Here is a 25,288-nt window from a genome sequence, read left to right as displayed (position 1 = left end):
TTCTCTTTACTCTTTCATATCAATGCCGTAATGCTCAAACCAATCATGCACTTGACATAAGTACGCCAACAGCTGCGGACCAGTCATTAATTGCCCAAACCATGGTGCTTGAAAAGATTTGCCCCCTGTTTCGATCATTTCGTTTAGTTTTTTTGCCTCGAAAAATTCGTATAAAATAGAGGAACGGCTGTTTAATCGATTTGTTAGCCTCGTCTTTACAAGTTCCGTATAAAGTGGATGATGCGTTTTTGGGTAAGGGCTTTTCTTCCGATACAACACTTCTTGTGGCAACAATCCTTCTAGCGCCTTTCGCAATATTCCCTTTTCTCGGTTGCCGTACATTTTCATCTCCCATGGAATATTCCAGACGTATTCGACAAGCCGATGATCGGCAAACGGCACGCGCACTTCCAAACTTGCCCCCATGCTCATCCGGTCTTTTCGATCTAACAGCGTCGTCATAAACCAAATCATGTTTAAGTAAAATAGCTCGCGGCGCTTCGCCTCCACAGCGCTTTCCCCTTCGAGCCGCGGCACTTCCGCCACCGTTTCTTGAAAGCGCATCTGGACATATTCGTCTAGCTGCAGCTTTTGTTGCCATTTTTCTTTTAATAACCCAATGCGCGCTTCTGTTGACCGCATCCACGGAAATCCGTTCCGCGCTAAATCGTCTGGGCGATGAAACCATGGATACCCGCCAAAAATTTCATCAGCACACTCTCCCGATAAACTGACGACAAAATCTTTTTTAATTTGCCGACAAAACCAAAGGAGCGACGAATCGATATCCGCCATTCCCGGCAAATCACGGACGATGACTGCTTCCGTTAAATAATCAGCTAACTCGTGCTGAGAAATCGTACAGCGATGATGAACCGTCCCAAACGTGTGGGACATTTTCTCAATCCATGGGCCGTCCGCATTTGGCTGAAAGTCGTTGGCTTGGAAATAATGGTCGTTCCCTTCATAGTCAATCGAATACGTATGAAGCGCGCCTTTCCCCTCTTTCGCAAACACGTTCGCAGCAATCGCTGTAATGGCGCTTGAATCCACTCCTCCCGATAAAAAGGTGCACACTGGTACATCGGATACAAGCTGCCTTGTCACTGCATCCGTCAACAAAAAACGGACACGTTCTACCGTTTCTTCTACCGTATCGCGATGAATGTCGCTTTGCACATTCCAATATCGCCAAACGTTAATCCCTTCACGGGAGTAGCGCATGGCGTGGGCTGGCCGCAGCTCATTAATCCCACAAAACACCCCGTGCCCTGGCGTCCTTGAAGGCCCTAGCCCAAAAATTTCTGCCAATCCTTCCCTTCCGACCATCGGCGTTACGTCCGGATGCGCTAAAATCGCTTTTATTTCGGAAGCAAATAATAACTGTCGACCGTTGTGCCGATAAAATAACGGTTTTACCCCGAGCCGGTCGCGTGCCAAAAATAATTGTTCCCGCCGTTCGTCCCAAATCGCGAATGCAAAAATGCCGTTTAAATAGTCGACGCATTGTTCTTGCCATTCGATGTAAGACGTCAGCAACACTTCTGTATCCGAGTGCCCTTGAAACGTGTAGCCCCTCTTCACTAATTCTTTCCGGAGATCTTCCGTATTGTACAACTCTCCGTTATAACAAATCGTATATGCATAGCCGTCTTTTTTCCGCGTCATCGGCTGGACGCCGCCCTTTGGATCTACCACAACGAGCCGTTTATGCCCAAACGCTGCATGTTCCACCAACCAGTAGTTTGTATCGTCTGGACCACGCTTTGCCAACGTTTCCGTCATTTTATGAAGCGTTTTTTGTTCCGTTTGTATATTCCGTTGGAAATCTACCCAACCGGTGATTCCACACATACGTATCAATCCTTTCCCTTCGTCAACGTAAAAGCCGATTTCTATATGATATGCAATACAATAGCCGGCGCCCTCCCGTTTGCGTATGAAAATGGCGCAGCCAAGCAGATTACCTTTCTCATTGTATGCACCTAGCGGAATTTCGATGAATTGTCCAGTTTAGATGAATAAAGAGCGGAAAAATCGGCGAAAACGAAAGGGAAAGGAGATGAAACGATGAATCTAGAAAAACGCCTTTCCTATCTTCCAGAACAAAAACGGGCATACATTTGCGGGGAAATTGAATGTGTCAACGATGAATGGGTTTTTTTCGATGAAGAACAAGAAGAAGCAGCGCTGTTAGAAGAAATGACAACCGGCGACATCGAAGTTTTCCGAAACGGCCAATGGCTGCACGGATATTGGCAAAAAGACGGAATCGTCCGTTTAGGAGGAAGTATGCTGTTTCTCCACAGCGGGGAAATCGTCCGCTTTCGTAAACCGTTGCCTTACGCCTATCGCCAATGGCTAGAGGAGCTTCCAGAGAAAACTCTTTTCCGTTTCGTCGAATGGCTAAATAGCCTTGGCTTTTCTTTATATGACTGCCTTTATTGCTATAACGGATTATTGTTTAAGCCCGTCGGGGTAAACTTTATCATTTTTGACAACACCGAACTGATCGCTAACGTCCAGCATTATTACGAGCGAAACGGCACTTATAAAGACCGTTTTGAACTGACACTTCATACAGGTAATCGGTTTATTTGCACACAAATTAGCTAAAACGACAACCTCATTCGAGATTGTCGTTTTACGAAAAGATGTGAAACCCTAATGGAAGCTTCAGCCCTAAATACAACACAACAAGAAACGCGACAAGAAGTTGTACCCAAGCAATTTGTGTGCTTTTTCCTTTTTTAGTGCGAGCCATGACCATTTCCATCGCTCCGATGACCCAAATTCCAACGACTGCTTTTACGATATAAAGCGGTGGAAGCGTAGCAAGCATATGCAATAAAAGTGCGCCTGTCGCGATAATGAACAAATAGAAAAGGCGCAGCACCATCGCTACCATTTTCGCTTTTGGCGAACGGTTCTTTTGCAACGAAAGCACGACAAAAAATAAAATGAACGCAATCACCCACGACGTAATATGCGCATGTGTCATCAACCATTTCCCCTTTCTACACGATATATACCATCATAACACGTTTTACTAGAAAAAATGAAACAAGATATCTTTCTTTCTCCCTAACAATCTTATCATATTTTTGCTATAATGTATAAAGTGATGTATAAAATATTGCAATAGGAGGAACGTTCATGAGCAAAACGACGGAAATCATTCAGTTAACGGAGCGGTACGGGGCAAACAACTATCATCCGCTTCCTGTCGTTCTCTCCAAAGGAGAAGGGGTATGGGTGGAAGACCCGGAAGGAAATCGCTATATGGATATGCTTAGCGCTTATTCTGCCGTCAACCAAGGGCATCGCCATCCGAAAATTGTTCAAGCATTAAAAGAGCAAGCAGACCGCATCACGTTAACATCCCGCGCATTCCACAACGATCAATTAGGCCCATGGTATGAAAAAGTAGCCAAATTAACAGGAAAAGAAATGGTTTTGCCAATGAACACAGGGGCAGAAGCGGTCGAAACAGCTGTCAAAGCAGCGCGTCGCTGGGCGTATGACGTAAAAGGAGTTCCAGCAGACCAAGCAGAAATTATCGTCTGTGAAGACAATTTCCACGGCCGAACAATGACGGCAGTGTCTATGTCTTCCAATCCAGAATATAAACGCGGATTCGGTCCAATGCTTCCTGGCATCAAAGTGATTCCGTTCGGTGATGTGGAAGCGTTAAAGAAAGCGATTACGCCAAATACGGCCGCATTTATTTTTGAGCCGATTCAAGGCGAAGCAGGCATTAACATTCCGCCGGAAGGATTTTTAAAGGCTGCGTACGATGTATGTAAAGAACATCACGTGCTATACATTGCCGATGAAATTCAATCTGGCTTAGGACGTTCTGGAAAAATGTTTGCCTGCGACTGGGAAAATGTCGTTCCAGACATGTATATTTTAGGAAAAGCGCTAGGCGGAGGGGTGTTCCCGATTTCTTGCGTTGCCGCAAACCGCGACATTCTTGGCGTATTCAATCCAGGGTCGCACGGCTCTACGTTCGGTGGAAATCCGCTTGCTTGCGCCGTTTCTATCGCCGCTATCGATGTTCTTCTCGAAGAAAACTTAGCGGAACGTTCTTTCGAGCTAGGGAACTATTTCCAAGAAAAACTTCGTGAAATCGAGCACCCAGACATTAAAGAAGTGCGCGGTCGCGGATTGTTCATCGGAGTCGAATTGCATGGACCAGCTCGCCCTTACTGCGAAAAACTACAACAAGAAGGGCTTCTATGCAAAGAAACACACGATACAGTCATTCGTTTCGCACCACCGCTCATCATCACAAAAGAACAGCTCGATTGGGCAATTGAAAAAGTGAAAAAAGTGTTTAATGAATAGTAAACAAGGGCGCCCCTAGACGGGTGCCCTCTGTCTTTATTCCCCTATACGATTGCGCAGCGTTCCAATTCCTTCAATCGTAATTTCAATAACATCCCCTGTGTCTAAAAAGCGCGGGGGCTTCATTCCTTTTCCAACTCCTGCCGGCGTTCCCGTCGCAATAATATCTCCCGGTTCTAATGTCATTCCTCGCGAAATCGTCGCAATAATCGTTTCGACTGGGAAAATAAACTGTTCGGTATTCGCTTTTTGCCGCGTTTCCCCATTGACCTTCGTTTCAATATGTAAACGGTTCGGATTTGGAAGAAGCGATTGATGGACAATCCACGGCCCCATCGGACAAGACGTATCTAAGCTTTTCCCTAACAAAAACTGCTTATGCCGCTCTTGCAAATCGCGAGCAGTAATATCATTAATAATCGTATACCCAAACACATACTCAAGCGCTTCTTGTTCCGGAATGGCTTTTCCTTTTTTACCGATGACAACAGCAAGCTCTCCTTCGTAATCGAGCTCATTTGTTACCTCCCGATGCCGTAACACCGTTGCCTCATGGCCAACGACCGTTGTCGGTGTTTTCGAAAAAAGCATAATATGTTTTGGAATATCGGCCGCACTTCCTAGTTCCAAGGCATGGTCGACATAGTTTTTCCCCACGCAAAAAATGTTTTTCGTTGGCCGCGGAATCGGCGCAAGCAAACGAACGTCTGCCAACGGATAAACATACTGCGACGACGGATGTCCTTCAACCCAAATGAGCAGTTCACGAACGATTTCGATGAACGTCTCTCCGAGCGCAATGCACTCTACTAACGTTTTCGGAAGCGTAATTACTTTTTTCCTCGCATACTCTGCTAGCCGTAAATCAATGACACGTTCCTCACTAGTGACGACACCGACAAACGTTGTTCCATTTCGTTCGGCTGTAACAAATCTCATCTTTCCATCTCCTCTCTCCATACGATATATTCGCCGCCTTTTTCGAAAACCCTACTAAAAATTTTGTAGAAATTTGTAATATTATGTCTTATTTACACGAAAACCTTTCCTTTTCTTCCATTCCATGTATAATAGTTGTAACTAGATATTTTTACCTAGAAAAAAGAATAACTAAACGTTGGTGAAAAACAATGATCATGTTGATTGAAAAGAAGCGACAACAAATGATCGAACTGGCTTTAACATACGGATTTACGGCAAAAGAAACGATTCAGTGCAGTCAAGAATTGGACGAATTAATAAATGAATACGTAAAACAGACGTTCCCGATGTTTCCCGCCCAAGAGCATTCCCCGTCGCTTGTCCCTCAGTAGGTAGAGGGACATTTTTACCGTCTTCGCCGAAATAGCGGACGACTTCCGTACGTCACTGCCCGCCATCCCCATTCGACAGGGCCGATAGAAAAATGCTGCAGCCATTTACGGCTACCCGCTACTTGTAAACAATAAATCACTACTGCCCCTACCGTACCAACGAACGGCCGAACGGTCCCATATAATCCAAGTCCATAGCTATAAAAAAGAAACGTACAAAGCACCGACTGAAGCAAATAGTTTGTGATAGATATGCGGCCGCAAGCGGCGATATCGGCAATTATTCGCCATCTTTTTTGTGAAACAAGCCACATTCCTGCCGCATAAAACAACGCCAGCGCTGGCCCACCGAACATATCTTGCACGTATTCTGTCCATTCGTTTTTTTCTAGCCAATACGGCAGCAATTTTAGCGGCAGTCCAATACAAAAAGAAAGGAGCGCTACTCGCTTTATGATGCGCACAGATAACGAAGCACGAATTTGTGCCACATAACCACCGAACAATCCGAACGAAAGGAGCGTCATTACAATAAACACAAACCCCGCCGCATCGTTCACGTACATCCAATCGTGCAGACGTTGCCAAAAAATATCTGCAATTGTTCCGTGTTGATAATGTTTCAGTGCTTCCTGCGCCATCGCTTCCTGTTGTCGAGTAGGTTCTGAACCTATTAATATGGCAATAATGACATGAGGGACGTAGCAACTCATCGCCGCAAACAGCCATGTTCGACTAGGAGCGTTGTGAAACAGAAGAAGAAGCGCACCTGTTGTGGCGTACGTGATTAAAATATCGCCATGCCAAACGAAAAACGCATGAAAAAGACCAATCGTTAGTAGTGCTGCCATTCTCCTTATCCATAGCCGCGGAAATGATCGTCCTTTCTTCATTGCTTGTTCACGAAATAAAATCATGCTAAACCCAAATAAAAAAGCAAAAAGCGGATAAAAACTTGCTTGTGCCACGACATCAATAAAGGCTAGTACAAAACGGTCGAGCGGATCTTTCCACCAGTTGCCCAACGACATATACATCGCTGGCGAATGAAAATCGAGCATATTCACTAAAAAAATACCAAAAAGCGCTATTCCTCTTATACTGTCTATTTCTTTCAATCGCAAACGCTTCCCTCCACTCAAAAAAGGCGCCGCTTCGTTTGCGACGCCATATGTTTTAGTTGACGTATCGTCCTGTTTTTCCGTGCGTTTGCCAATATTCGTTACGCAAATGAACTTTTTGAATTTTCCCTGATGCCGTTTTCGGAAGTTCTTGTACAAATGTGACGCCAGTAATCGCCTTAAAGTGAGCCAATTTCTCTCGAGAGAACGCAATCAGTTCTTGCTCGGTCACGTTGTGCCCTGGTCGAACAACGACAAACGCATGCGGTGTTTCTCCCCATTTTTCATGCGGAGCGGCAATAACTGCTGCTTCTAACACCGCTGGATGATCATAAAGCACCCCTTCTACTTCGATTGAAGAAATGTTTTCGCCGCCGCTAATAATAATATCCTTTTTCCGGTCGACGATGTCAATATTGCCGTATGCATCAACAGTTGCCATGTCGCCAGTATGAAGCCAACCATTTCGAATCGTTTCCATCGTCGCCTCTGGATTTTTCCAATAGCCTTTCATGACACCGTTGCTGCGGACGACCACTTCTCCAATCGTTTGCCCGTCATGTGGTACTTCTTCGCCATGCTCATTGACTACTTTCACTTCGCAGCCAATCATCGCATGCCCTGCTTTTGCTTTCATGCGATATTGTTCATGAAGCGGCAAGTGCTGTAAATGCGAACGAATGGTAGAGACGGTGCTTAGTGGCGAGGACTCCGTCATGCCGTATACTTGGATAAACTCCCAACCTAGTTCTTTCTCGACGCGTGTAACAAACGCAGGTGGCGGTGCAGAGCCGGCAATCACGACGCGAACCGGATGGTCAATCGTCGGCACATGCTGTTCATAATATTGCAGAAGCGAATTTAACACGGTCGGCGCCATATGCATCACATTGACACGATATTTTTGTATGCAGTCAAAAATAAGTTCTGGCGCAGCTTTACGCAAACAAATGTGCGTTGCGCCGTTGGCGGTATAATAAAACGGTGATCCCCAGCCGTTGACATGGAACATTGGCAAGACGTGCAAATAATTGTCGCGGTCGGACACGCGCAAATGGTGCATCGTCACCAATGCATGCAAATAGTTATTTCGATGGGTGAGCATCACCCCTTTTGGATTTCCGGTCGTTCCGCTCGTATAAAGAAGACTACACACATCGTTTTCGTCTATTTCTGGACGTTCAAAAGGAATTGAAGGAAACTGCGCAAGCCAATGATCGTAAGCGATTTCATCCGTGGCATCATCTTTGTAATGCACAATTATTTTCTCTACCGTTTCCAGCTTGTCCTTAATTGGTACAATTAAATGGTACAACTCTTGGTCGACAAAAAGCACTTTACTTTCGCTATGGTTTAAAATAAACAAATAGTCGTCTGGTTTTAAGCGAATATTTAGCGGTACCATAATCGCCCCAAGCTGAAAGACGCCATAAAACCCTTCCAACATTTCAAGCGTATTTGGCGCTAAATACGCCACCCGATCCCCTTTTTGTACTCCTAGCGCTTTCAACCCGTGCGACAGCTGATTTACCCGCTCATTCAACTGGCGGTATGTAAGTTCTCTTTCTTCACAGATGACTCCCGTTTTGTCGCCATATAACGCCACTGCGCGGTCTAAAAATTGCGTTAATACTAACGGTACGTTCATCTTCCCCATCCCCCTTTTTGTTTGAAAATTCAATAAAATTATAGCATATTTTTTAAGAAAAAGCGTTACAATTTTGTAACGCTTTTACTTATTAGCAATATTATTCGACCCGTTCAAATCGGCATCAAACGTATTGGTTACACTGCAAAACGTATTCGTTTGTAAAAAATTACCTGTATTACCTCCACCTGCACCGGAATTCGATTTTGCCGTACTTTTTGGGGCAATTTGCAGCACATCCCCCATGTTGACCGTTCCGTTCCCACCAACGCTCGTCACTTCCACCCCGCCGATAATTACCGATGGCATGTCCATCCTCCCCTTTCTTCCTTTATTCGTTATTGTATGAAACAAAGAAAAAAATGAATGGACATTATTCTCATTCAACACTTTCTTTTTTCTTTCATACAATACAATAAGGAATAAAAGAGAGGATGTGACACACATGCCGTCTTTTATTGGCGGACCCATTCAAATCACAAACGTCAGCGGTGATGGAACGGTAAACTTTGGCGACGTTTTACAAATTACTCCGAAAAGCACGGTGAAGTCCCATCTCGGTTCCGGTGGAGGAAACAACGGAGATTTTATGCAAACGAATACATTTGTCAGCTTCACCAACACTGCCGACCCAGACATTGCGGATGCGAACAATGTAGGAAATAACTAATCGCACCATTTCCCGCCGATGCCCATACGATATATGAAGAACGAAAGAAAGGTGTTTAAATATGCCAGCATTCGTCGGAATCGTTAAACTGAATAGTATCGGGAGTAGCGGGGTGTTTCATATCGGCGATGTATTTGCCATCTCTCCGTATAGCGTGGCAAAAACGTTTGCTGGGGCTGGTTCGTTCAATACCGGAAACGGGCTGCATGTGTATAACTATTACAGCAACACAAACACAAACGATGCAGACGTGGCAGATGAAAATATCGTCGGCAATGCGTAAAGGGGGAGGACGATGAATTTTTATATTAACCAAAGCATCTGGATTTACCAATTCAAAATCGGTTCTGTCTCCAACTCCTCCGTTTTGCAAATCGGTAGCGCCGGCAGCATTCAGGCTCATTCCACCTTAAGCAATACCGGCGGATTCACTCAACCCGCACCAGAAGCAAAATTGCCTGGTTCGTTCACTCCATTGGTTCCACTCCATTCTTCGACGCGGCAAAAAAGTGATGACAACGAGTAATCACTCATATATTGAAAAGTGAAGGGACATTGGAGAGGATGGTTGCCGCATGAGCACTTGGCACAATTATTTCACGAAATTGCACGAGTATTTAACTTGGCAAACAAATAAAATAAACAAGTTGGAGCAACAGCTTGTCCGGCTCGAAAAAGAAATGCAAGAGCTCAAACAACGACCTCAAACGACTATCGAAAAGATTGAATATAAATTTGATCAACTAAAAGTAGAAACATTGGAAGGAACATTAAATATCGGGCTCACTCCAAACGGAGGCACAACAATTGAAGATTTCGCCGTTAGTCCAGAAAAAACAGTTATCCCCAAACCAGAGCCAGTCTTGCTCCGCAACATTCAAGCAAAAATTAACGAATATTTAGCGAACGACTGTAAAACGTTGCTTGCACAGCTAGAAACAAAATATATGTATCCGCTCGATGACGTATACCGCCAATTTATTTTGCAAGATATTCACCGGCAAGTAGACGAACGCATTCAGTTTTATTTACAACAAAAAATGAATGGAGGCTATGTGCCTGATCCAAGCTCTTCCGAAGCAGTGGAAGCAGAAATTATTCAAAAAGTGAAACAAGATATTGAGCAATCGTTAGATAGTTTTATAAAACATTTGCCGAAACAAGGAGGGAAAGGATGAATTATACGGTCGTTAACCGCGAAGTGCAAATCGGCGATATTTATTTAACAGCTGTCACAAGCTCATCTATTTTTTTAATCGGCGATGCCGATGTCATTCAGCTTGCCTCTGCGTTCGATACCCCGCCAGAATCATTAATTGTCGGTCCGTTCGTCCCGCTGACGCCGAAAGGGTCATAATCTGAAAGGAAAGGTTGTCTACACATGAAACGGTTATCGGTCGTTCAGCTTCTCAATAGTAAAACGTTTCTCCTTAGCTCTGTATTACAAATTGGCGATTCACGAGAAATTAACGCACGGTCAAACGTATTAGCGGTGCAGCGGCAATACGAACTTTTCTACGGAAGTGAAGGAGAAGTGACGTTTCCGGTATTCACCAAACCGATTCCAACGCTTGATGTTCCTGTTTCCGTGCAAACATACCGCCTCCACGAGTCGCCGGTCATATCGGTACGCTCGATTTATTTAATCGCTGCTTCGACCGCATCTGTCGTCCACATCGGCTCTACTTCCACCGTTAAAGGAGAAACAAGAATTAAACACATTCGCCAATTAGCCGAGTCAACGTCCCCTCAAGCGTCGACTCGGATGACAAAGGATGGGTGAACATGCCTGCAGTAGTTGGTCCAATTAAAATTACGAGTATAGGGAGCGGCGCTGTCTTTCAAGTCGGCGACACGCTTTATATCGCGCCAAAAGTGGCGACAAAAACGCAAGGTGGTTCCGGTGGATTTAATACCGGCGATTTTATTATGACAAATAACGCCATTAACTTTACGAATACGTTTGATCCTGACGTCTTTGACAGCAACGTCGCTGGAAATAATTAAAGGTGGGAATCCCCACCTTTTTACATTATTTCTAATCGAACGCGCGTGCCTCGCCCTGACGGTTCGGCAGGTTCGACGACAAGCCGCTTCGGTAAGCGTGCACGCAATTCTTGCACATGGCTAATGACACCAATGGCCATGTCGCTTGTTTGTAACCGTTCGAGCGCGGTAATCACAATGTCCAATAGCTCATTATCTAATGTACCAAACCCTTCATCTAAAAAGAAAAATTGTAGCGGATATTCCCCACGAAGTTGAATTTGTTTTGATAATGCTAGCGCTAAAGATAGTGACGTTAAAAATGTTTCCCCACCAGACAACGTCGTCACTGGGCGCCGAACCCCTCCGTTTGCATCATCGCGAATCACAAATCCTCCTTCTGAGTCGACTTCAATGGCGTATCGTTGCCGTGTTAACGCACCGAGCCGCTCCGAAGCATCTCTCGTCACCCGAATCAGTTGCTCTTCGGCAATAAATTCAACGAAACTATTGCCGCGCAGCACTCGTTGCAACTCACTATATAGCCGAACGAGTCGCTCGACTTCTGCCCGCTCCTGTTCAAGTTCTTGGAAGCGAATATGCTTTTCCTCTAACTCTTCCATTTTCGCTTTTGCCGAAGCCGCTCGTTCAATACATTCCGTCAACTTCTCTTCTTCTTTGATGCGAAGCTGCTCTATTTGTCGCCATTGTTCTTCTGTAATTTCTTCCCCGTTCATCATTTTTGTAAGCCGCTGCCATTCATTTTGCCATTTCCGTTGATTGTCGCGGTGTTGCGTAATTTGTTCCGCAATGAACGTCTTCTCCTCTGCTGTCAACAATGCTTGATGAATATCGTCGCTTTCCGACCATTCATGTTTCTCTAGTTGCTTATGCCAATCGGCTTCTGCTTGCTCTTTTCGCTTTTTGCTTTCGGAAAGCGCGAGCTGTGCTGCTTTATTATTCGCTTCTAACGCTTGGTATTGTTTTTGTGCGTTTATCCATATTTCATACGCTTCTATTTCTTGTTGTTGTAGCTGTGCGAGTTGTTGTTCTGTTTCGTTTAATAACCGGTTAGCTTCCGCTTCCTCGATTGGAAACGGTAAATCTTGCGCATACGCTTCATATTGCTTTTGTTTTGTTTCGAATAATGTTGTATATTCCGCTTTTTCCCGCTCAAGCTGCTGCCATTGTTCTTTCCATCGCTCACGCTCTTCTTTTTTCTCTTCTAAAAAATGGATACTTTTTTCAATTCGCTCTTGTAACAGCTGTGCTTCTTTTTCATCATGTTTCAGCTGCTCCATCGTTTGCTCGATCGTATCGAACGTGAAATCTGGGTACGTTTCTTGCCATTGGTTTAGCTGTGTTTCGCATATCTGCAGGCGCTCGTTATATTTTTCACGTCGTTCGTTCATTTCTTGCGCTAACGCTGCCTGTTGATGCAACAATTCTTGCCGTTTCATTTCTACCGCTTTCCGCTCGTTTAGTAGTTTCGTTGTTTCTTCACGGCATTGTACGTAATCTTGTTGCAATGCTTTTATTTCGACAGAAAGATGCGTTACTTGTTCGATGAACGAACGATCTTGTCCCTCTTCTACTTCTCGCTTTATTTTTTCTATGTTCCCTGCAAGTGGAACTTCCTCCGGCGTGAGCAGTTCTGCCAATTGTTGTACTTTCGTTTTCAATGTGTGCAGCGGGGCAACGAGCTGTTGCGCTTGCTCGAGCGATTGTTCCCATTCTTCAGGAAATTGTTCGTTGCCTGTGGCGATAGGCTGTGCCGGATTTGGGTGATGTGTAGCGCCACACACAGGACACGGGCTACCTTCATGTAACGAGGCAGCAAGCAACGAGGCAGCGTGTAGCATTCGCTCTTGTTCCGCTGTTTTTTGCGCTTGTTTTAGTTTATAAAGAAGTTTTTCGAGTTTCGTTTCGTGTTCACACACTGTATGGTACAGCTTTTCGATTCGCTGGAAATTCGCACGTTCTTTTGCGGCAATTGCTTCCGACCGTTCTGTTTCCACTTGGATCGTTTTCGTCAGTTCGTCATGCTGTTTTTGTTTTTGTTGCCATTCGGCTTGCGCTTCTTGAAGTGCCCGTTCAAGCGCCTGCCATTCTTTTTTTGCTTCATATGCTTTGTAGATACGCTCTTTTTGCTGCATGTCCACTTGCTTTTGCTGCCACGCTTCTTTTAGTCGCTTTTGTTTTTCAAGCGCCCGTTCGTAAAGGGCATCTAACTCATGAAGCGCTTGTTTTATTTGTGCTTCTTTTTCATAAAGAAACGCAAGCTTCCTTTTGCTTTCGTCCACTTCCTTTGCAACGATTTTCATTCGCTCCAACAGCTGCAGCGCTTTTATTAACTGCTCTTTTTGCTCGAGCCGTTTTGGCTCTTCCACCGCTTTTTTCGCTCGAATCAACTGGTACGCTTCCGCTGCTTGTTCATATTGCTTTCGGACAGCACGTAATTTTTGCTCGGTTGTTTCTAATTCTTTCGCCCACTTTTCTACTTCTTGCGTTGTTTGTTCGTATTGTTGCAAATACAGAAGCAAGCGCTCTGCTGTTTCTGCTCTTTTTTGCTTCCGCTCGAACGTTGCCATCTTTTCTTCATCTTGTTGGCATTTGGCAATCTGTTGTTCAGCGTATTGTTTTTCCTGCTGCCATTGCCATAGTTGTTTCTTTCGCTCATATTGCTCGGTTATTTCGGCAAAATGCTCTTTTTGCCGCGCAAGTTCTCGCTCTACTTCCTCTAGCTGACGCTTTTGTTCTGCAAGCGCTGCTTGCGATGCATCGCCTAATCCTACTTGTTCGGCGCGAATCGTATCTAGCTTCGCTGTTGTCATCGCCAATTTCGTTTTTAGTTTTTCGTTCAATTCGTCACCGTATCGTTCAAGGTTGAACAGCCGCTGCAGCATCTGTCGCCGCTCAACGCCTTTTAACGATAAAAACTCGGCAAACTTTCCTTGTGGAAGGACGACCGCGCGGGTAAAGTCTTTCATTTCTAGCCCAAGCAACCGCCTTACCCATTCATCAACATCCCGCGTTTTATCTGCGATAACGATTCGCTCGCTTCCTTCCTCAATCAAGCGGCTGACACTCGTTTTCACGCGCCATTCATCGCTCCGCTTAAACGTTCGTTCGACCGTGTAGCGCTTTTTTCCATTGGCGTTAACTAATTCAAACGTAAACGCAACCGATAGCTCGTTTTCTGCATGGTTCATAATACCGTGCGTATTGTTAGCCGCGCGCTCGACATTCCCATATAACGCTAGCGTCATCGCATCTAAAATCGAGGACTTCCCACTTCCTGTCGGTCCAAAAATGCCAAACAATCCACCTTCACATAACGTTTCAAAATCAATTGTTTGTTTTTCTCGGAAGCTATGCAACCCTGCCACAGTTAAGCGAATCGGCTTCACTGTTCTTCCCCTCCGTCTTCCTCAGCAAGCAGTTCCATAAATAGCTGAACTAACTCTGCTGTTGGTTTAGCTCCGCCTGTTTGTTTTTCATAAAACCGTTCGAACAACGTTTCCATCGGAACATTTTCTCTCGTTTCCCGTATAAACTCTTCTTTCGTTAAAAAATGCGGACGAATATAAACAAACCCGTCATGAAGTTTGCGTAGCCGATGAATATCTTCAAGCGCCAACGAATGTTCGACGTATACTTCTAAATCAATCCAAGCGTTGCGGTCTTTTCCTTCCTCTAGCCAATGATACACTTGCGCCATTCCTTCCGTCGCTTTCCATTGGACAAGCGGGCGCCCGCTAGAAAGCGGGATTTCCGATACGTTCGCCAGTTGACCTGGCGCTACATCGACGATTGTCACCGATTTCGCATACCCTGCTTCCGAAAAGCTGTACGCAAGTGGGGAGCCGGAGTAGCGCGCCGGCTGCTGAGCATGTTTGACGTGTTGCGGCCGATGTAAGTGGCCGAGTGCCACATATTGGGCGTCTTTTGGGAACCGTTCTGGCGAAACGGTATACGCCCCGCCGACTTCAATCGGTCGCTCGGAATCAGATGTTGCCCCGCCGGCAACGTACAGGTGGCTCATGGCGATGTTGACCGTATTCGACCGAAACTTTTCGTTCATTGTCGCAAACAGTTCGCCAACTTTTTCATCGTACCGTTTCCGCAATTGTTGCTCGTCGCTTTCTGTTGATAATAGTTGCATAAGCCGTGATTCCGACGGGTATGGAAGCGCCGCGAGTACCATCGTTTCATCGCACGACGGCACATAAATCGTCTGCACCTCCGCAGTCGGCAGTCCAAGCAACGTGATCGAATAAGGGACTGCCAATACGGACGCTGCTGTCAAACGATCTGGGTGGTCGTGGTTCCCCGCAATGACCGCTATCGGCCGCTTCCCGCCGTCCGATAGCCTCGCCAAACTTTCGTAAAAAAGCTGTTCTGCCACTGCTGGCGGATTCACGGTATCAAATGCATCACCTGCTAGCAATACGACATCAATCCGCTCTTTTTCCACAATGGAAACGAGCTCATCAATAAATTGTTCTTGCTCGCGCATCCGGCTTCGACCTTCAAGTGTTTTTCCTAAATGCCAATCGGCAGTATGCAAAATCCGCACCTTTCTCCCCTCCTACATTGGAAACAGTTGCGCACAATCAAATACATAAATGTAGCACTCATCGACCCGCTTTTTCCAAATGTGTTCGATGGCGCGACGATACAGCTCCATTTGTACACGATAACGTTCATTAATTAACGCTTGCGCATCGTTCGCCCAGCGCACATGATCCGTTTTGAAGTCGATGAGCACTAAGCCGTGCTCGTCTTCAAAAACACAATCGAACACGCCTTGAACGAGCACCGTTTCTTCTCCGTCGCTCCATTGGGCGTACGTTTCATTGGCGGAAAGCGCTAAGCTAAATGGCACTTCGCGTTCCACGTGTGCCGCCTGAAGAAGCCGTCGACCGATATCGGTTTGAAAAAACGTTACAATGCTAGCAATATCCACTTCTTGTGCTTGTTCCTCGGTCAGCCATTCTCCGTGCACCATTTTAACGAGTTGTTCACGAAGTGCTGTTTCTGAAACGTCTTTCGTTAAGTCGACATGCTGCATCACAAGATGCATCACCGTTCCTTTTTCCGCGGAACTTAGTTTTTTCGTCTGCATAAAGCGAGGACGCTCCGTCATTTCCGTGCGAAATGGACGCAGTAGCGTTTGGTCGCCATGAACGCCAAACGTTTCTCGTTGCCGTTTTAACTCAGAAACCGTTTGTTTCGCCCGAAAAGAAGTGGACAGCTGATACGGATATTGCCAATGCATCCGTCGTTTCACTTCTTCTTGGAAATTGCTTTGTAGCGGAACAGGCGCTAGCTGTTGTAATAATTCGTTCATTTGCTCTGTTGTTTGTTCTGGTGCTTCTGCTTGCTGGTACATTTCCGAAGCGGAAACAATTTGTACGTTCCAACGAGACGGATGAGCGGCGATGTCGCTTTCTTGTATCCCCCCTTGATGAAGCGGGAAACTATCGGCATGGCGAATGAGCGCATAACCAATCCAATCGAGGTAATTTTTTGCAGAAGCGCGCACGTAGTCCGGCAACAGCCAGTTTTCATGCGACTGTACCGATCGCCACCGTTTTTTCTCATTTTCTAGCTTTTTTGTTGTTCCGACTAAATATAGTTTTTCTTTTGCTCTTGTTAACGCCACGTATAAGACGCGCATTTCTTCTGCCAACAATTCAAGCGACTGCTTTTTTTTCACCGCTAATTGTGCCAGTGTCGGATAACTCACGCGTAAATCTGGATGCACAAAATGTGCTGCAAAGCCAAGGTCTTTGTCTAATAAGTCATTTCGTCGCAAATCTTGCTTATTAAAACTCTTTCCTAAGCCAGCGACGAAGACAACTGGAAACTCTAAACCTTTGCTTTTATGAATCGTCATGAGTCTGACAACATCTTCTTGCTCACCGAGCGCCCGCGCTGCTCCAAAATCGTCGTTTCGCTCTTGCATGCGCTCAATAAAACGCAAAAAGCGAAAAATGCCACGGAACGACGTTTTTTCAAACTGTCGTGCTTTTTCATACAACGCCCGTAAATTTGCCTGCCGCTGTTTGCCGCCTGGCATTCCGCCGACAAAATCGTAAAATCCTGTATCGCGATAAATGGTCCAAATTAATTCAGCTAACGAATGTTGCCGCGCCATTGTCCGCCATATTTGTAGTTGGCGAGCAAAGGAGGCGACTTTTCGCTGCAATTCCGATGTCGGTTGTTTTTCGACAAAAGTAGAAAATGCTTCATAAAAAGTGCCTTTTGGTTTTTCAAGCCTTAATAGCGCCAATTCATTTTCGTCGAGCCCAACAATTGGTGAGCGAAGTACTGCTGCGAACGGAATATCTTGGTATGGATTATCGATTACTTTTAATAATGACAACATAACCGATACTTCTGTTGCCGAAAAATATCCGGATGACAGTTCTGCATACAGCGGAATTCCTTGCTTTCGAAATTCTTCAATAATTTGCGCAGCCCACGGCATCGAACGAAGCAAAATGACAATATCGCGATACATAATGCGCCGTTCTTTTTTCAAGTGACGATCGTACACATAAAACGGTTCCTCAATCAATTGCTTTATTTTTCGCGCCATCCAACGCGCCTCTAGTTCTGCATTTTCCAGTTCCTGCTCCTCGTCCTCTTCTTCCCCTTGGTCGCCGCGGTCAATGATTACCCATTCGATCGGCTGTTGTTTTTCCGGGTAATAGGATGCGCCGAACTTCAATGCTGCATCATCGTCATACGCGATTTCTCCAACCGTTTCCCCCATGATTTGTTGAAAAATAAAGTTCGTTCCATCTAAAATCTCCCGGCGACTGCGGAAATTTTGCGCTAAGTCGATACGAACGCCTGTCCCTTCTCCTGTTGGGGAAAATCGCCGGTATTTCGCTAAAAAGAGAAACGGTTCTGCCAAGCGGAAGCGGTAAATCGATTGCTTCACATCTCCTACCATAAATAGATTGCCAACTGCTTCGTCCTCGTGAATGACTAGCCGTAAAATCGTTTCTTGCACCATGTTGACGTCTTGGTATTCGTCAATGAGCACTTCGGCAAATTGGGCGCGATAGTCAAGCGCCGCGTCGGAAGGGAGAAGCGTTGTTGGCGTCGAAGAAGGGGCGCGTAAAATTTGTAAACAGTAATGCTCTAAGTCAGAAAAATCAACAATCCCTTTTTCTTCTTTCCGCTGTTGTAGCCGTTTCGCAAACTGCTGAACGAGGGCAACAAGTACTTCCACAACCGGCTTCATTTCCCGCAAATGCCGAAGCCATGTTTCTGGCTGAAACGAAAATAATTCATCTTTCATTTCCTTTAGCTTCGCTTTTGCCTTGTCGCGCAACTCTTTCACTGCTTCTGTCAACGCGTCATCATATGTTTCGTTTTTCGGTTTTCGCTTCGCTGTCGGCCACACAAACGCTTGAACTGCTTCATGAAGCGCTTGCCACGAATTGTGGCGTGCTTCTTCTACTTGCTTTAGTCTCTCTAAGTCGGCTTCGATCGTTTCACGTAAATATATCGGGCCATTTGGCGCATGCACTTGCTCGAGCGCTTGCGCTAACAAATGCCTGATAGCTTGTAATTGAAAATCGATATGCTGCCATACATAGCGAGTAAATGGCAAATCATCAATCGTTGTCCCTTCCGGAATGTCATATAACGACACAAGTTCACGAAGCCATTCATCCGGGTCAGGATGTGAGCGGGAAAATTCGTACAAGCGCAAAATCATCGTTTGTAAATTTGCATCCGTCCGGTCGCTCGTATAACGGTCAACGACGCTTAAAAACGCCTCGTTTTCTTCTTTGGCATACTGTTCTTCAAACAGCTCTTCGACCACTTCTTCTTTTAACAGCTCAATTTCTGTTTCATCCGCAATTCGAAACACTGGATCCATGTGAATGAAATAGTAATATTTGCGAATGACGTCTAAACAAAACGAATGGATGGTAGAAATGGCTGCCTTTGGCAACAAGTTCAGCTGGCGCCGTAAATGGAGCGAGTTCGGTGCTTCTGCCAATGCTCGCTCGATTCTTTCCGCAATTCGCTGACGCATTTCGGCAGCTGCTGCGTTCGTAAACGTGACAACAAGCAACCGGTCAATATCTACAGGATGCTCGTCATCGATAATTTTTTGAATAATCCGTTCGACAAGCACCGCTGTTTTCCCAGAACCTGCGGCGGCAGCAACGAGCGTATGCGCCCCTTCTGTGACAATCGCTCGCCATTGCTCGTCTGTCCATTGTACTCCTTCTGGTTTTTTCATTGATTTTCCCCTCCCGTTTCGCGCAGCGCATCCAATGTAGCATTTTTTAATAGGCGGTAGCGGTCTTGGTCAAGTGCCTCATCTAATTGGCAAACCGCTTTAAACTCGCAATATTGGCAAGCCGTTTCGTTTTTTCGCTTATATGGGGCAATATCAACAACCCCATCGACCATTTGTGTACCGACTTGCTGAAAAATGGTGCGAACGTGGCGGCGTAGTAACGCAAACTCTTCTTCTGACACAACCGCAGACGTTTTCGACACAGAGCCGTCTTTATTGATTTTTACCGGCACAATCGCAGAGCCTTTGCCAGCATCAATCGTCGTATCCATCAGTTGAAGCGTTTCGTAATCATCTAAAAGCAGCCCGTTCATTTTAAAGCTTTCGAATATTTTTTGTTCTGCTTCTTCTGCTTTTAAAATTCCGCTCGTACTTTTAATGATTGGATTATGGATGTGGAAATACAGTATCCCTGCTGGGAGCGCGTTTGTGCCGACAAGTTGCTCCGCATATTCGAGAATGACATCTAAATATGCCAACATTTGCAACGTTAGCCCATAATAAACTTCTGTAAAGTCTAGTTTTTTGTTGCTTGACTTATAGTCGATGACACGCAACAAAATGCCTCGCGAACTTTCCGCTCGGTCGATTCGGTCAATGCGCCCAACAAGTTCAAGCACGGTGCCGTCCGCTAGCGGAATGAGAAGCGGCGGAAGAGGACCAGCGTCGCCGAACTGTAACTCTACTTCCAACGGTGCAAAACCGCTTCGTTTCGCATGCTCACTCAACACGTTCGTCGTCCGCACCATAATTCGCTCTAGCTTCCGTTTCACATAATGGTAGCGGTGGGAGCTAAGCAAAATTTCTTGCTGAATGTATGGGGCAATTTGTTCGACTGCGTCATGCGCTAATTGTTCACACGTTTGTTTAGACAACGTTGCCCAATCCATTTTTTCTGTTCGAATCCGATCCGTAATCATTTTTAACGCATAATGGAATAACTGACCAACGTCTGGTGCTTCTAAGCGGAAAATATTCCGTTCTTTTAAGCGAAGCCCGTAAGAAACAAAGTGAGCAAACGGACAGCGGTTAAATTGTTCCACCCGTGACACGCTCGCTTTTATTTTTTTACCGTACAACTTTTCTCCAATCGTCTTTGCTAGCTTCTTCGGTTTGTTTTCATAAAAAAGGGCGTTGACTATTTTTTTGGCTCGTTCCTTCCACTCGTCGTTTTCTGCATAGCAGTTATACACGTCCCACCAAATTGGTTCGATGCGATATTGCCGCTTCCACGCTTGTAGTTGCGTTGTTAGTGATGGTAGCGTCGTCAGATGGTTCGTAATAAAGGACATCTGTTCTTCTAACGACAAGCTAAGCGGCTCGTTCCCCCACTGTTTTTCTACAACCGCTGGGAACATTTCTTTTATTCGTTTAATCATAAGCGACGGCAACAACGATTTTCCGTCGTCGTCTGCTAAAGGATACGTCACATATAACCGTTCACTTGGGCTTGCGAGCGCTAAATAAAGAGCAAACGGCTCATCTAATAATTGCTTCCGGCTAGATGGAGCAACATGGACGGAAAAATGTTCTAACAATTCGCGATCTTGTTCCGATAACATGCCTCCATCATTTTTTTTCGCAGGAATGACCCCTTCATTCACCCCAATGATAAACACACATTTAACGTCCGTAAGTCGGGAGCGGTCAAAATGGGCAATGAGCACTTGGTCAATCGCTGGCGGTACGAGCGAAAATTGCAAACTCTCTAACCCCGTATCGATAATGGTCGCAACTAGTTTTACCGGCAATGTTTCGTCGCCGAGAATTTCTACGTACTGGTCAAGTAGCTCAATCACCGCGCCCCACGCTTGCTCGTGATGGCGTGCTTGAAGTAATTGCCCACTTTGTTCTGCTTCCTCTCGCAGCTTTTCTAATTTTTTTGGAATTTGAAGTTGCTCCAAGTATACATAGAGCGCCTCACACATGTCACGCCCTGTTTTCGCTTTTTTTAGCCGTTTTTGCAGTGCAAGAAGCGGGGTTGCAATCATTTCGCGCCATTCGTTTAGCTTTTCTTCCATTGCTTTTTCTTCGTTCGTTTGTGGAACGGAAATGCTATCCAACCCGCGGTAGCGCCGGTACGTCCATCGCTCAAGCCATTTTGTTCCGTAAATCCCTTGTGCTAAGACATAGTTCTCTAGCTGATCCATCGCCTCGCGCATCGCATGAATATCACTATCTATCGGAAAAAAGAGGTCGGTTTTCACCGCGCGAAATATTGCTTCGTATCGCCAGTTTGTATGAATTGCTTCTAAGCTTGCGCGAATGAGTTCGATCAATGGATGATGCATCATCGATTCTTTTTCATCGATAAAATACGGAATATTATAATCAGTGAAAACTGTACGAACTAAATCGCGATAGTCTTCTGCGTTGCGCACTAAAACAGCCAGTTCACGATATCGATATCCTTTGTCGCGAACAAGATGAATGATTTCGCGCGCAATCCCTTCCACTTCTGCCCGACGGTTAGCCGCTTGGCGAATTTGGAGCGATTCGCACACATGTGGAAAGGTCACCGCTGGTCGAACGTCATAGTACTTTTCTAAATGGCGCAACGCCTCACTTCCGTGGCGAACGTTTTCGCTTCGCATTTCTATTTCTTCGATCCGTACGTTATTTAAAAGCGCGAGGTTCCGAAGGTCATGATACGTTTTTCCCGTCATGCGAAATAAATGTAAATCATGTGGAAGATGTTCGTTGTACGGGGCATCGACCGTTAGCGCCACCGTTACCCGTTTGGCGTGACATAGTAGCTGTTCGAGCACTATATATTCTTGTGGGGTAAAATGGTGAAACCCGTCGACATAAATATCCGCCTCTTGTATGTACCGCGATTGCGGAATTTTTTCTGCCAATAACCGCAAATAGTCTTCGGAATCGACGTACCGTTGCATGAGTTGTCGTTCAAATTCTTCATAAATGAGTCGTAAATCTTTCAACTTATCGGCTAGCACTTTTTCGCTAGCGCTCGCACGATAGCGCAACTGTTTTTCCGTTTGTTCAAGCTGCGCGGGGGTAACACAATATCGCTTACATTCAATCAACATTTCTTCTAGCTGTTCGATAAATCCGTGTTTATCTGCTGCTCGTGCAAACAAAACGAGTTCTTCTTTCTGTTTTTCGACAATTTTTCTTAACAACATTCGTACACCTGTTTCGTTTAAATGGTAGCGGCTCATCCCTCCTGTTTCTTGTAATACCCGCCATGCAAGCCGTGTAAAACTTAGTACTTGAGCACGGATCATCCCACCGAGTCCCGGCGTTTTTACGAGCGCATATTCTGATTGAAACGTCATTTGTTCTGGCACGAGATAAATAATTGGCGGGCCAGCCGGTTGCTGCCTGAGCTGTTGGCGAATTTCATTGAAGCATTGGGTCGTTTTTCCGCTCCCAGCTCTTCCGATGATTAAGCGAAGCGACATAGTTATCATCACCTTTTGTTTCCATTATTTTCTCTTATTTTAGCACATATGTTCGTTTTTTTAAAAGAGAATTGTCGTAAACCCCTTATTTTACTAAAAAAGAAAAAGGTATTCTGTGCTGAATACCTTTTAAAATCGAGTCGCAAATTCGTGAACCGGCCAGTAGCGTACGTTGACTTTGCCAACGATTTTGCTCATTTTCACAAACCCAAAATGCCGGCTATCCCAGCTGTTTAAACGATTATCGCCTAATACGAACACAAACCCTTTTGGCACTGTCTTTTTTCCCGTTACTTCTTCTAACGTGAAATCACCAGTCAATTTCCCATCGATGAGTTTTCGCTTATACGGCTTTAAATATGGTTCTTCCATCGGTTTTCCGTTAACGTATAATACGTCGTTTTTATACACAATCCGATCCCCTGGCAGTCCGATGACACGCTTCACATAATCTTCTCGCGCGTTAGCATGAAAAACAATAATATCGAACCGATGGATGTTTTCCCATTTATTAATAATAAGTAAATTCCCTTGTTGAAGCGTTGGCATCATCGACTCGCCTTCTACAACGTAATTAGTAAATATTAAAAAACGAAAAATCAACAGAACGGTCAATCCGATTCCCCAGACGATTGTTTTTTTTCGATAGATTGGGCGGTTACTCATATCGTTACTCACCTAATTTACGAGTCTTCCTTGCTCATTTTTTCTGTCAATGAAAATTTAGCTTCCACTTTTTTCCCTGCGTACCATAAAAGAAAGACGATAATAACGACCGCTACTGTGCGAAGCGGTTGTTTGGCTAACGCTGCTAAATCATAGCCAATGAAGCTAATGACAAAAATCATCACCATCTTCCCGAGTAACACTGCCAAAATGAATTGTTGCTTGCTAACACGTGACAAGCCTGCAACTACGTTAATAATGGCAGACGGAGTAAACGGAAAACAAAATAGCAAAAATAACGGTCCGAAGCCGTGGCGTTCTACCCAACTGACAAGCTGCCTCACTTTTTGATGGCGATTCAAAAATCGGAAAAATCGCTTTTGTCCCACTTTTCTAGCAAGCAAAAAAACAAGAATCGACCCGAGGCAAGCCCCAATCCATGAAATCATAATCCCTTTCCATAAGCCAAACGCCGCCGCGTTAGCCATGACGAGTACAAACATCGGAAGAACCGGAAAAAATGACTCCAATAACGTGACAATTACCCCCGGCAACATCCCAAAAGAGCGATAATGTTCAAGCAATTGTAGTACGTGCTGTAGTGTAAACCAGTGTTTTAATGTTTCAACGTCCATGCATACTCCCCATTCAACATTGTTGCTATCTGTTTTTATTTTACACGGTTGTAAAGGGAATATAAATAGAAAGTTACCCCCTCATAAAAAATTTAGTATGCCTCGTCTTGCGACTCTTCATCGTTTTGCTTTTTGGCCTTTTTGAATTTTTCTAAGTCTTCGGGCTTGTCCATGCGAAATAAATATTGCATTTTTCGTTCGCGCGCTTCCATTCGTTCAGACAATGTCGTTCGCAATTGGGCAGTTCGGTATAGCTGGTTGACAAATGAGTGGTAGGAAACATCGAGGCAAATCTTTTTGTTGTTTTTTAAATAAACAATCGTTTTCTCGCGGTGAGAAGGCTCGTATTTTATGACATGCATATGCGAAATCCAAACGCAATGGGCGTCGTTTGGTGAGGCGGTTGGAAATACGTAAATTTCATTTTTCGGTTCCACAGCGATTGGCGCTTTATGCGTAATGCCAAGAATTGCTTTTGTTCCTTGCTTCCTCCCTTTTAAACTCGCCCCATAATAGTGGCAGCTTCGTTCAATAATGTCGAGTGGTCTCTTTTTAACGATGTACTCACCATCTTCTTCAATGACTTTGGAATAACATTTCCCTAGACTAAGATGTGGTAAAATCGCCATTGTATAGCGGGTCATGATAAAACTATCTACCACTACTCGTTCATTCAGTTTCATCACTCATCCACTCCTTCAAAAAGTTTACGCTTTCATCATATCATTAATAGTTATATTTTTCTATATTTTCAAAAAACAAAGAGCGATTTTTTTATCGCTCATCCGCTAAAAAACGTTTGCTTTATTTCTTTTTCGGCTAAATATTCATTCGCTTGCTCGATTGCGGTATGCTCTGCTACCGAACCACCTGCATATGCTGCTTCGTCGAAAAACGCTTGCCGGAAATGAAAATCTGTGCTGAGTCGCAGCTCTGGATTTAGCACCGTATCTACCGGCAATTCTTGACCGTTTTCCATCTCTCTACACCTCCCTGTCTTTATTATGGAATATTTCAAGAAAATTACTCATAAGAAAAGCGCAAAGCGCCCGCCTATCGGCGAAGATCGCACAAGCCCCACCGAGGAGGCTCAGCCCAAGCAAAGCTTGGGCTTGCGCGGGATATTTCAAAGAAGCGAA

Annotated in this window: 24 protein-coding genes; 10 read left to right on the top strand and 14 right to left on the bottom strand. The window is 45.0% G+C overall.

Features of this window, described 5'->3' with window-relative positions; genetic code table 11:
• Positions 1–6: 6 nt before the first annotated feature.
• On the bottom strand, positions 7–1,854 hold the full coding sequence (gene asnB / locus GGR02_RS11500; RefSeq protein ID WP_183185032.1) for an asparagine synthase (glutamine-hydrolyzing): 1,848 nt from the start codon (positions 1,852–1,854) through the stop codon (positions 7–9).
• 216 nt (positions 1,855–2,070) lie between these two features.
• On the opposite strand from asnB, the gene GGR02_RS11495 reads away from it, so the two are divergent.
• Entirely contained in the window at positions 2,071–2,616 is a 546-nt protein-coding gene (locus GGR02_RS11495) for a DUF2777 family protein (RefSeq protein ID WP_183185030.1), read from the top strand.
• A gap of 28 nt (positions 2,617–2,644) precedes the next feature.
• Here GGR02_RS11495 and GGR02_RS11490 read toward each other — a convergent pair whose 3' ends face one another.
• On the bottom strand, positions 2,645–3,001 hold the full coding sequence (locus tag GGR02_RS11490) for a YisL family protein (RefSeq protein ID WP_183185028.1): 357 nt from the start codon (positions 2,999–3,001) through the stop codon (positions 2,645–2,647).
• Between the two features lie 155 nt (positions 3,002–3,156).
• Here GGR02_RS11490 and GGR02_RS11485 point away from each other — a divergent pair, with 155 nt between their 5' ends.
• Positions 3,157–4,350, top strand: coding sequence for an ornithine--oxo-acid transaminase (locus GGR02_RS11485; RefSeq protein WP_183185027.1), 1,194 nt, complete (start codon positions 3,157–3,159; stop codon positions 4,348–4,350).
• 36 nt (positions 4,351–4,386) lie between these two features.
• Here GGR02_RS11485 and GGR02_RS11480 read toward each other — a convergent pair whose 3' ends face one another.
• Positions 4,387–5,289, bottom strand: a complete 903-nt coding sequence (locus GGR02_RS11480; RefSeq protein WP_183185026.1) for a fumarylacetoacetate hydrolase family protein — start codon at positions 5,287–5,289, stop codon at positions 4,387–4,389.
• Between the two features lie 191 nt (positions 5,290–5,480).
• Between GGR02_RS11480 and GGR02_RS11475 the strand changes: the two genes are divergently transcribed.
• A complete protein-coding gene (locus tag GGR02_RS11475; protein WP_229706192.1) occupies positions 5,481–5,663 on the top strand; it encodes an aspartyl-phosphate phosphatase Spo0E family protein in 183 nt (60 codons plus the stop codon).
• 14 nt (positions 5,664–5,677) lie between these two features.
• Here the strand turns inward: GGR02_RS11475 and GGR02_RS11470 are convergent, their stop codons facing one another.
• The 3 genes from GGR02_RS11470 to GGR02_RS11460 form a co-directional block, all read right to left on the bottom strand.
• Entirely contained in the window at positions 5,678–6,787 is a 1,110-nt protein-coding gene (locus GGR02_RS11470; protein ID WP_229706194.1) for a DUF418 domain-containing protein, read from the bottom strand.
• A 52-nt stretch (positions 6,788–6,839) separates the two neighbouring features.
• Entirely contained in the window at positions 6,840–8,432 is a 1,593-nt protein-coding gene (locus GGR02_RS11465; RefSeq protein ID WP_183185025.1) for a long-chain-fatty-acid--CoA ligase, read from the bottom strand.
• Between the two features lie 84 nt (positions 8,433–8,516).
• Positions 8,517–8,741 carry a spore germination protein gene (locus GGR02_RS11460; RefSeq protein WP_183185024.1) on the bottom strand — a complete coding sequence of 75 codons (225 nt, stop codon included), beginning with the start codon at positions 8,739–8,741 and terminating at the stop codon, positions 8,517–8,519.
• A 136-nt stretch (positions 8,742–8,877) separates the two neighbouring features.
• On the opposite strand from GGR02_RS11460, the gene GGR02_RS11455 reads away from it, so the two are divergent.
• The 7 genes from GGR02_RS11455 to GGR02_RS11425 all read left to right on the top strand — a co-directional run bounded on the left by GGR02_RS11455 (position 8,878) and on the right by GGR02_RS11425 (position 11,109).
• The gene (locus GGR02_RS11455; protein ID WP_183185023.1) at positions 8,878–9,102 is read left to right on the top strand and encodes a spore germination protein; all 225 of its coding nucleotides are present in this window, start codon (positions 8,878–8,880) and stop codon (positions 9,100–9,102) included.
• A 61-nt stretch (positions 9,103–9,163) separates the two neighbouring features.
• Positions 9,164–9,385: a spore germination protein gene (locus GGR02_RS11450; protein ID WP_066323209.1), complete on the top strand. Its 222-nt coding sequence runs from the start codon at positions 9,164–9,166 to the stop codon at positions 9,383–9,385.
• Between the two features lie 12 nt (positions 9,386–9,397).
• Positions 9,398–9,628, top strand: a complete 231-nt coding sequence (locus GGR02_RS11445; protein WP_183185022.1) for a spore germination protein GerPB — start codon at positions 9,398–9,400, stop codon at positions 9,626–9,628.
• A gap of 49 nt (positions 9,629–9,677) precedes the next feature.
• Positions 9,678–10,280: a spore germination protein GerPC gene (gene gerPC / locus GGR02_RS11440; protein ID WP_183185019.1), complete on the top strand. Its 603-nt coding sequence runs from the start codon at positions 9,678–9,680 to the stop codon at positions 10,278–10,280.
• Positions 10,277–10,459, top strand: coding sequence for a spore gernimation protein GerPD (locus GGR02_RS11435; protein WP_066323206.1), 183 nt, complete (start codon positions 10,277–10,279; stop codon positions 10,457–10,459). The genes gerPC and GGR02_RS11435 overlap by 4 nt, the downstream gene beginning before the upstream one ends.
• A gap of 24 nt (positions 10,460–10,483) precedes the next feature.
• Positions 10,484–10,885 (top strand): spore germination protein GerPE, encoded by a 402-nt coding sequence (locus GGR02_RS11430; RefSeq protein WP_183185017.1) that lies wholly within the window; start codon positions 10,484–10,486, stop codon positions 10,883–10,885.
• A 2-nt stretch (positions 10,886–10,887) separates the two neighbouring features.
• Complete coding sequence (locus GGR02_RS11425) at positions 10,888–11,109, top strand: spore germination protein (RefSeq protein ID WP_066323204.1); 222 nt, start codon at positions 10,888–10,890, stop codon at positions 11,107–11,109.
• A gap of 20 nt (positions 11,110–11,129) precedes the next feature.
• Here GGR02_RS11425 and GGR02_RS17790 read toward each other — a convergent pair whose 3' ends face one another.
• From GGR02_RS17790 to GGR02_RS11385, 8 genes are all read right to left on the bottom strand, one after another.
• Complete coding sequence (locus GGR02_RS17790) at positions 11,130–14,498, bottom strand: AAA family ATPase (RefSeq protein WP_183185015.1); 3,369 nt, start codon at positions 14,496–14,498, stop codon at positions 11,130–11,132.
• Entirely contained in the window at positions 14,495–15,667 is a 1,173-nt protein-coding gene (locus tag GGR02_RS11415; RefSeq protein WP_183185013.1) for an exonuclease SbcCD subunit D, read from the bottom strand. Before GGR02_RS11415 ends, GGR02_RS17790 begins: the two co-directional genes overlap by 4 nt.
• A gap of 12 nt (positions 15,668–15,679) precedes the next feature.
• Positions 15,680–19,363 (bottom strand): helicase-exonuclease AddAB subunit AddA, encoded by a 3,684-nt coding sequence (gene addA, locus GGR02_RS11410; RefSeq protein WP_183185011.1) that lies wholly within the window; start codon positions 19,361–19,363, stop codon positions 15,680–15,682.
• Positions 19,360–22,848 (bottom strand): helicase-exonuclease AddAB subunit AddB, encoded by a 3,489-nt coding sequence (gene addB / locus GGR02_RS11405; protein ID WP_183185009.1) that lies wholly within the window; start codon positions 22,846–22,848, stop codon positions 19,360–19,362. Before addB ends, addA begins: the two co-directional genes overlap by 4 nt.
• A 129-nt stretch (positions 22,849–22,977) precedes the next feature.
• Complete coding sequence (gene lepB, locus GGR02_RS11400; protein ID WP_183185007.1) at positions 22,978–23,514, bottom strand: signal peptidase I; 537 nt, start codon at positions 23,512–23,514, stop codon at positions 22,978–22,980.
• A 17-nt stretch (positions 23,515–23,531) separates the two neighbouring features.
• Positions 23,532–24,149, bottom strand: a complete 618-nt coding sequence (locus tag GGR02_RS11395) for a TVP38/TMEM64 family protein (RefSeq protein ID WP_183185005.1) — start codon at positions 24,147–24,149, stop codon at positions 23,532–23,534.
• 92 nt (positions 24,150–24,241) lie between these two features.
• Positions 24,242–24,832: a competence protein ComK gene (locus tag GGR02_RS11390; protein WP_183185003.1), complete on the bottom strand. Its 591-nt coding sequence runs from the start codon at positions 24,830–24,832 to the stop codon at positions 24,242–24,244.
• 98 nt (positions 24,833–24,930) lie between these two features.
• Positions 24,931–25,128 carry a hypothetical protein gene (locus tag GGR02_RS11385; RefSeq protein WP_183185001.1) on the bottom strand — a complete coding sequence of 66 codons (198 nt, stop codon included), beginning with the start codon at positions 25,126–25,128 and terminating at the stop codon, positions 24,931–24,933.
• Between the last annotated feature and the right edge of the window lie 160 nt (positions 25,129–25,288).

This window comes from Anoxybacteroides voinovskiense, assembly GCF_014196205.1.
GTDB classification, from domain to species: Bacteria; Bacillota; Bacilli; order Bacillales; family Anoxybacillaceae; genus Anoxybacteroides; species Anoxybacteroides voinovskiense.
This window is presented reverse-complemented; position numbering and strand designations above follow the sequence as displayed.

Bases quoted from the DNA above. Each gene is read 5' to 3' on its own strand.
- asnB (WP_183185032.1), bottom strand. From the start codon at position 1,854: ATGTGTGGAATCACCGGTTGGGTAGATTTCCAACGGAATATACAAACG.
- GGR02_RS11495 (WP_183185030.1), top strand. From the start codon at position 2,071: ATGAATCTAGAAAAACGCCTTTCCTATCTTCCAGAACAAAAACGGGCA.
- GGR02_RS11490 (WP_183185028.1), bottom strand. From the start codon at position 3,001: ATGACACATGCGCATATTACGTCGTGGGTGATTGCGTTCATTTTATTT.
- GGR02_RS11485 (WP_183185027.1), top strand. From the start codon at position 3,157: ATGAGCAAAACGACGGAAATCATTCAGTTAACGGAGCGGTACGGGGCA.
- GGR02_RS11480 (WP_183185026.1), bottom strand. From the start codon at position 5,289: ATGAGATTTGTTACAGCCGAACGAAATGGAACAACGTTTGTCGGTGTC.
- GGR02_RS11475 (WP_229706192.1), top strand. From the start codon at position 5,481: ATGATCATGTTGATTGAAAAGAAGCGACAACAAATGATCGAACTGGCT.
- GGR02_RS11465 (WP_183185025.1), bottom strand. From the start codon at position 8,432: ATGAACGTACCGTTAGTATTAACGCAATTTTTAGACCGCGCAGTGGCG.
- GGR02_RS11460 (WP_183185024.1), bottom strand. From the start codon at position 8,741: ATGCCATCGGTAATTATCGGCGGGGTGGAAGTGACGAGCGTTGGTGGG.
- GGR02_RS11455 (WP_183185023.1), top strand. From the start codon at position 8,878: ATGCCGTCTTTTATTGGCGGACCCATTCAAATCACAAACGTCAGCGGT.
- GGR02_RS11450 (WP_066323209.1), top strand. From the start codon at position 9,164: ATGCCAGCATTCGTCGGAATCGTTAAACTGAATAGTATCGGGAGTAGC.
- GGR02_RS11445 (WP_183185022.1), top strand. From the start codon at position 9,398: ATGAATTTTTATATTAACCAAAGCATCTGGATTTACCAATTCAAAATC.
- gerPC (WP_183185019.1), top strand. From the start codon at position 9,678: ATGAGCACTTGGCACAATTATTTCACGAAATTGCACGAGTATTTAACT.
- GGR02_RS11435 (WP_066323206.1), top strand. From the start codon at position 10,277: ATGAATTATACGGTCGTTAACCGCGAAGTGCAAATCGGCGATATTTAT.
- GGR02_RS11430 (WP_183185017.1), top strand. From the start codon at position 10,484: ATGAAACGGTTATCGGTCGTTCAGCTTCTCAATAGTAAAACGTTTCTC.
- GGR02_RS11425 (WP_066323204.1), top strand. From the start codon at position 10,888: ATGCCTGCAGTAGTTGGTCCAATTAAAATTACGAGTATAGGGAGCGGC.
- addA (WP_183185011.1), bottom strand. From the start codon at position 19,363: ATGAAAAAACCAGAAGGAGTACAATGGACAGACGAGCAATGGCGAGCG.
- addB (WP_183185009.1), bottom strand. From the start codon at position 22,848: ATGTCGCTTCGCTTAATCATCGGAAGAGCTGGGAGCGGAAAAACGACC.
- lepB (WP_183185007.1), bottom strand. From the start codon at position 23,514: ATGAGTAACCGCCCAATCTATCGAAAAAAAACAATCGTCTGGGGAATC.
- GGR02_RS11395 (WP_183185005.1), bottom strand. From the start codon at position 24,149: ATGGACGTTGAAACATTAAAACACTGGTTTACACTACAGCACGTACTA.
- GGR02_RS11390 (WP_183185003.1), bottom strand. From the start codon at position 24,832: ATGAAACTGAATGAACGAGTAGTGGTAGATAGTTTTATCATGACCCGC.
- GGR02_RS11385 (WP_183185001.1), bottom strand. From the start codon at position 25,128: ATGGAAAACGGTCAAGAATTGCCGGTAGATACGGTGCTAAATCCAGAG.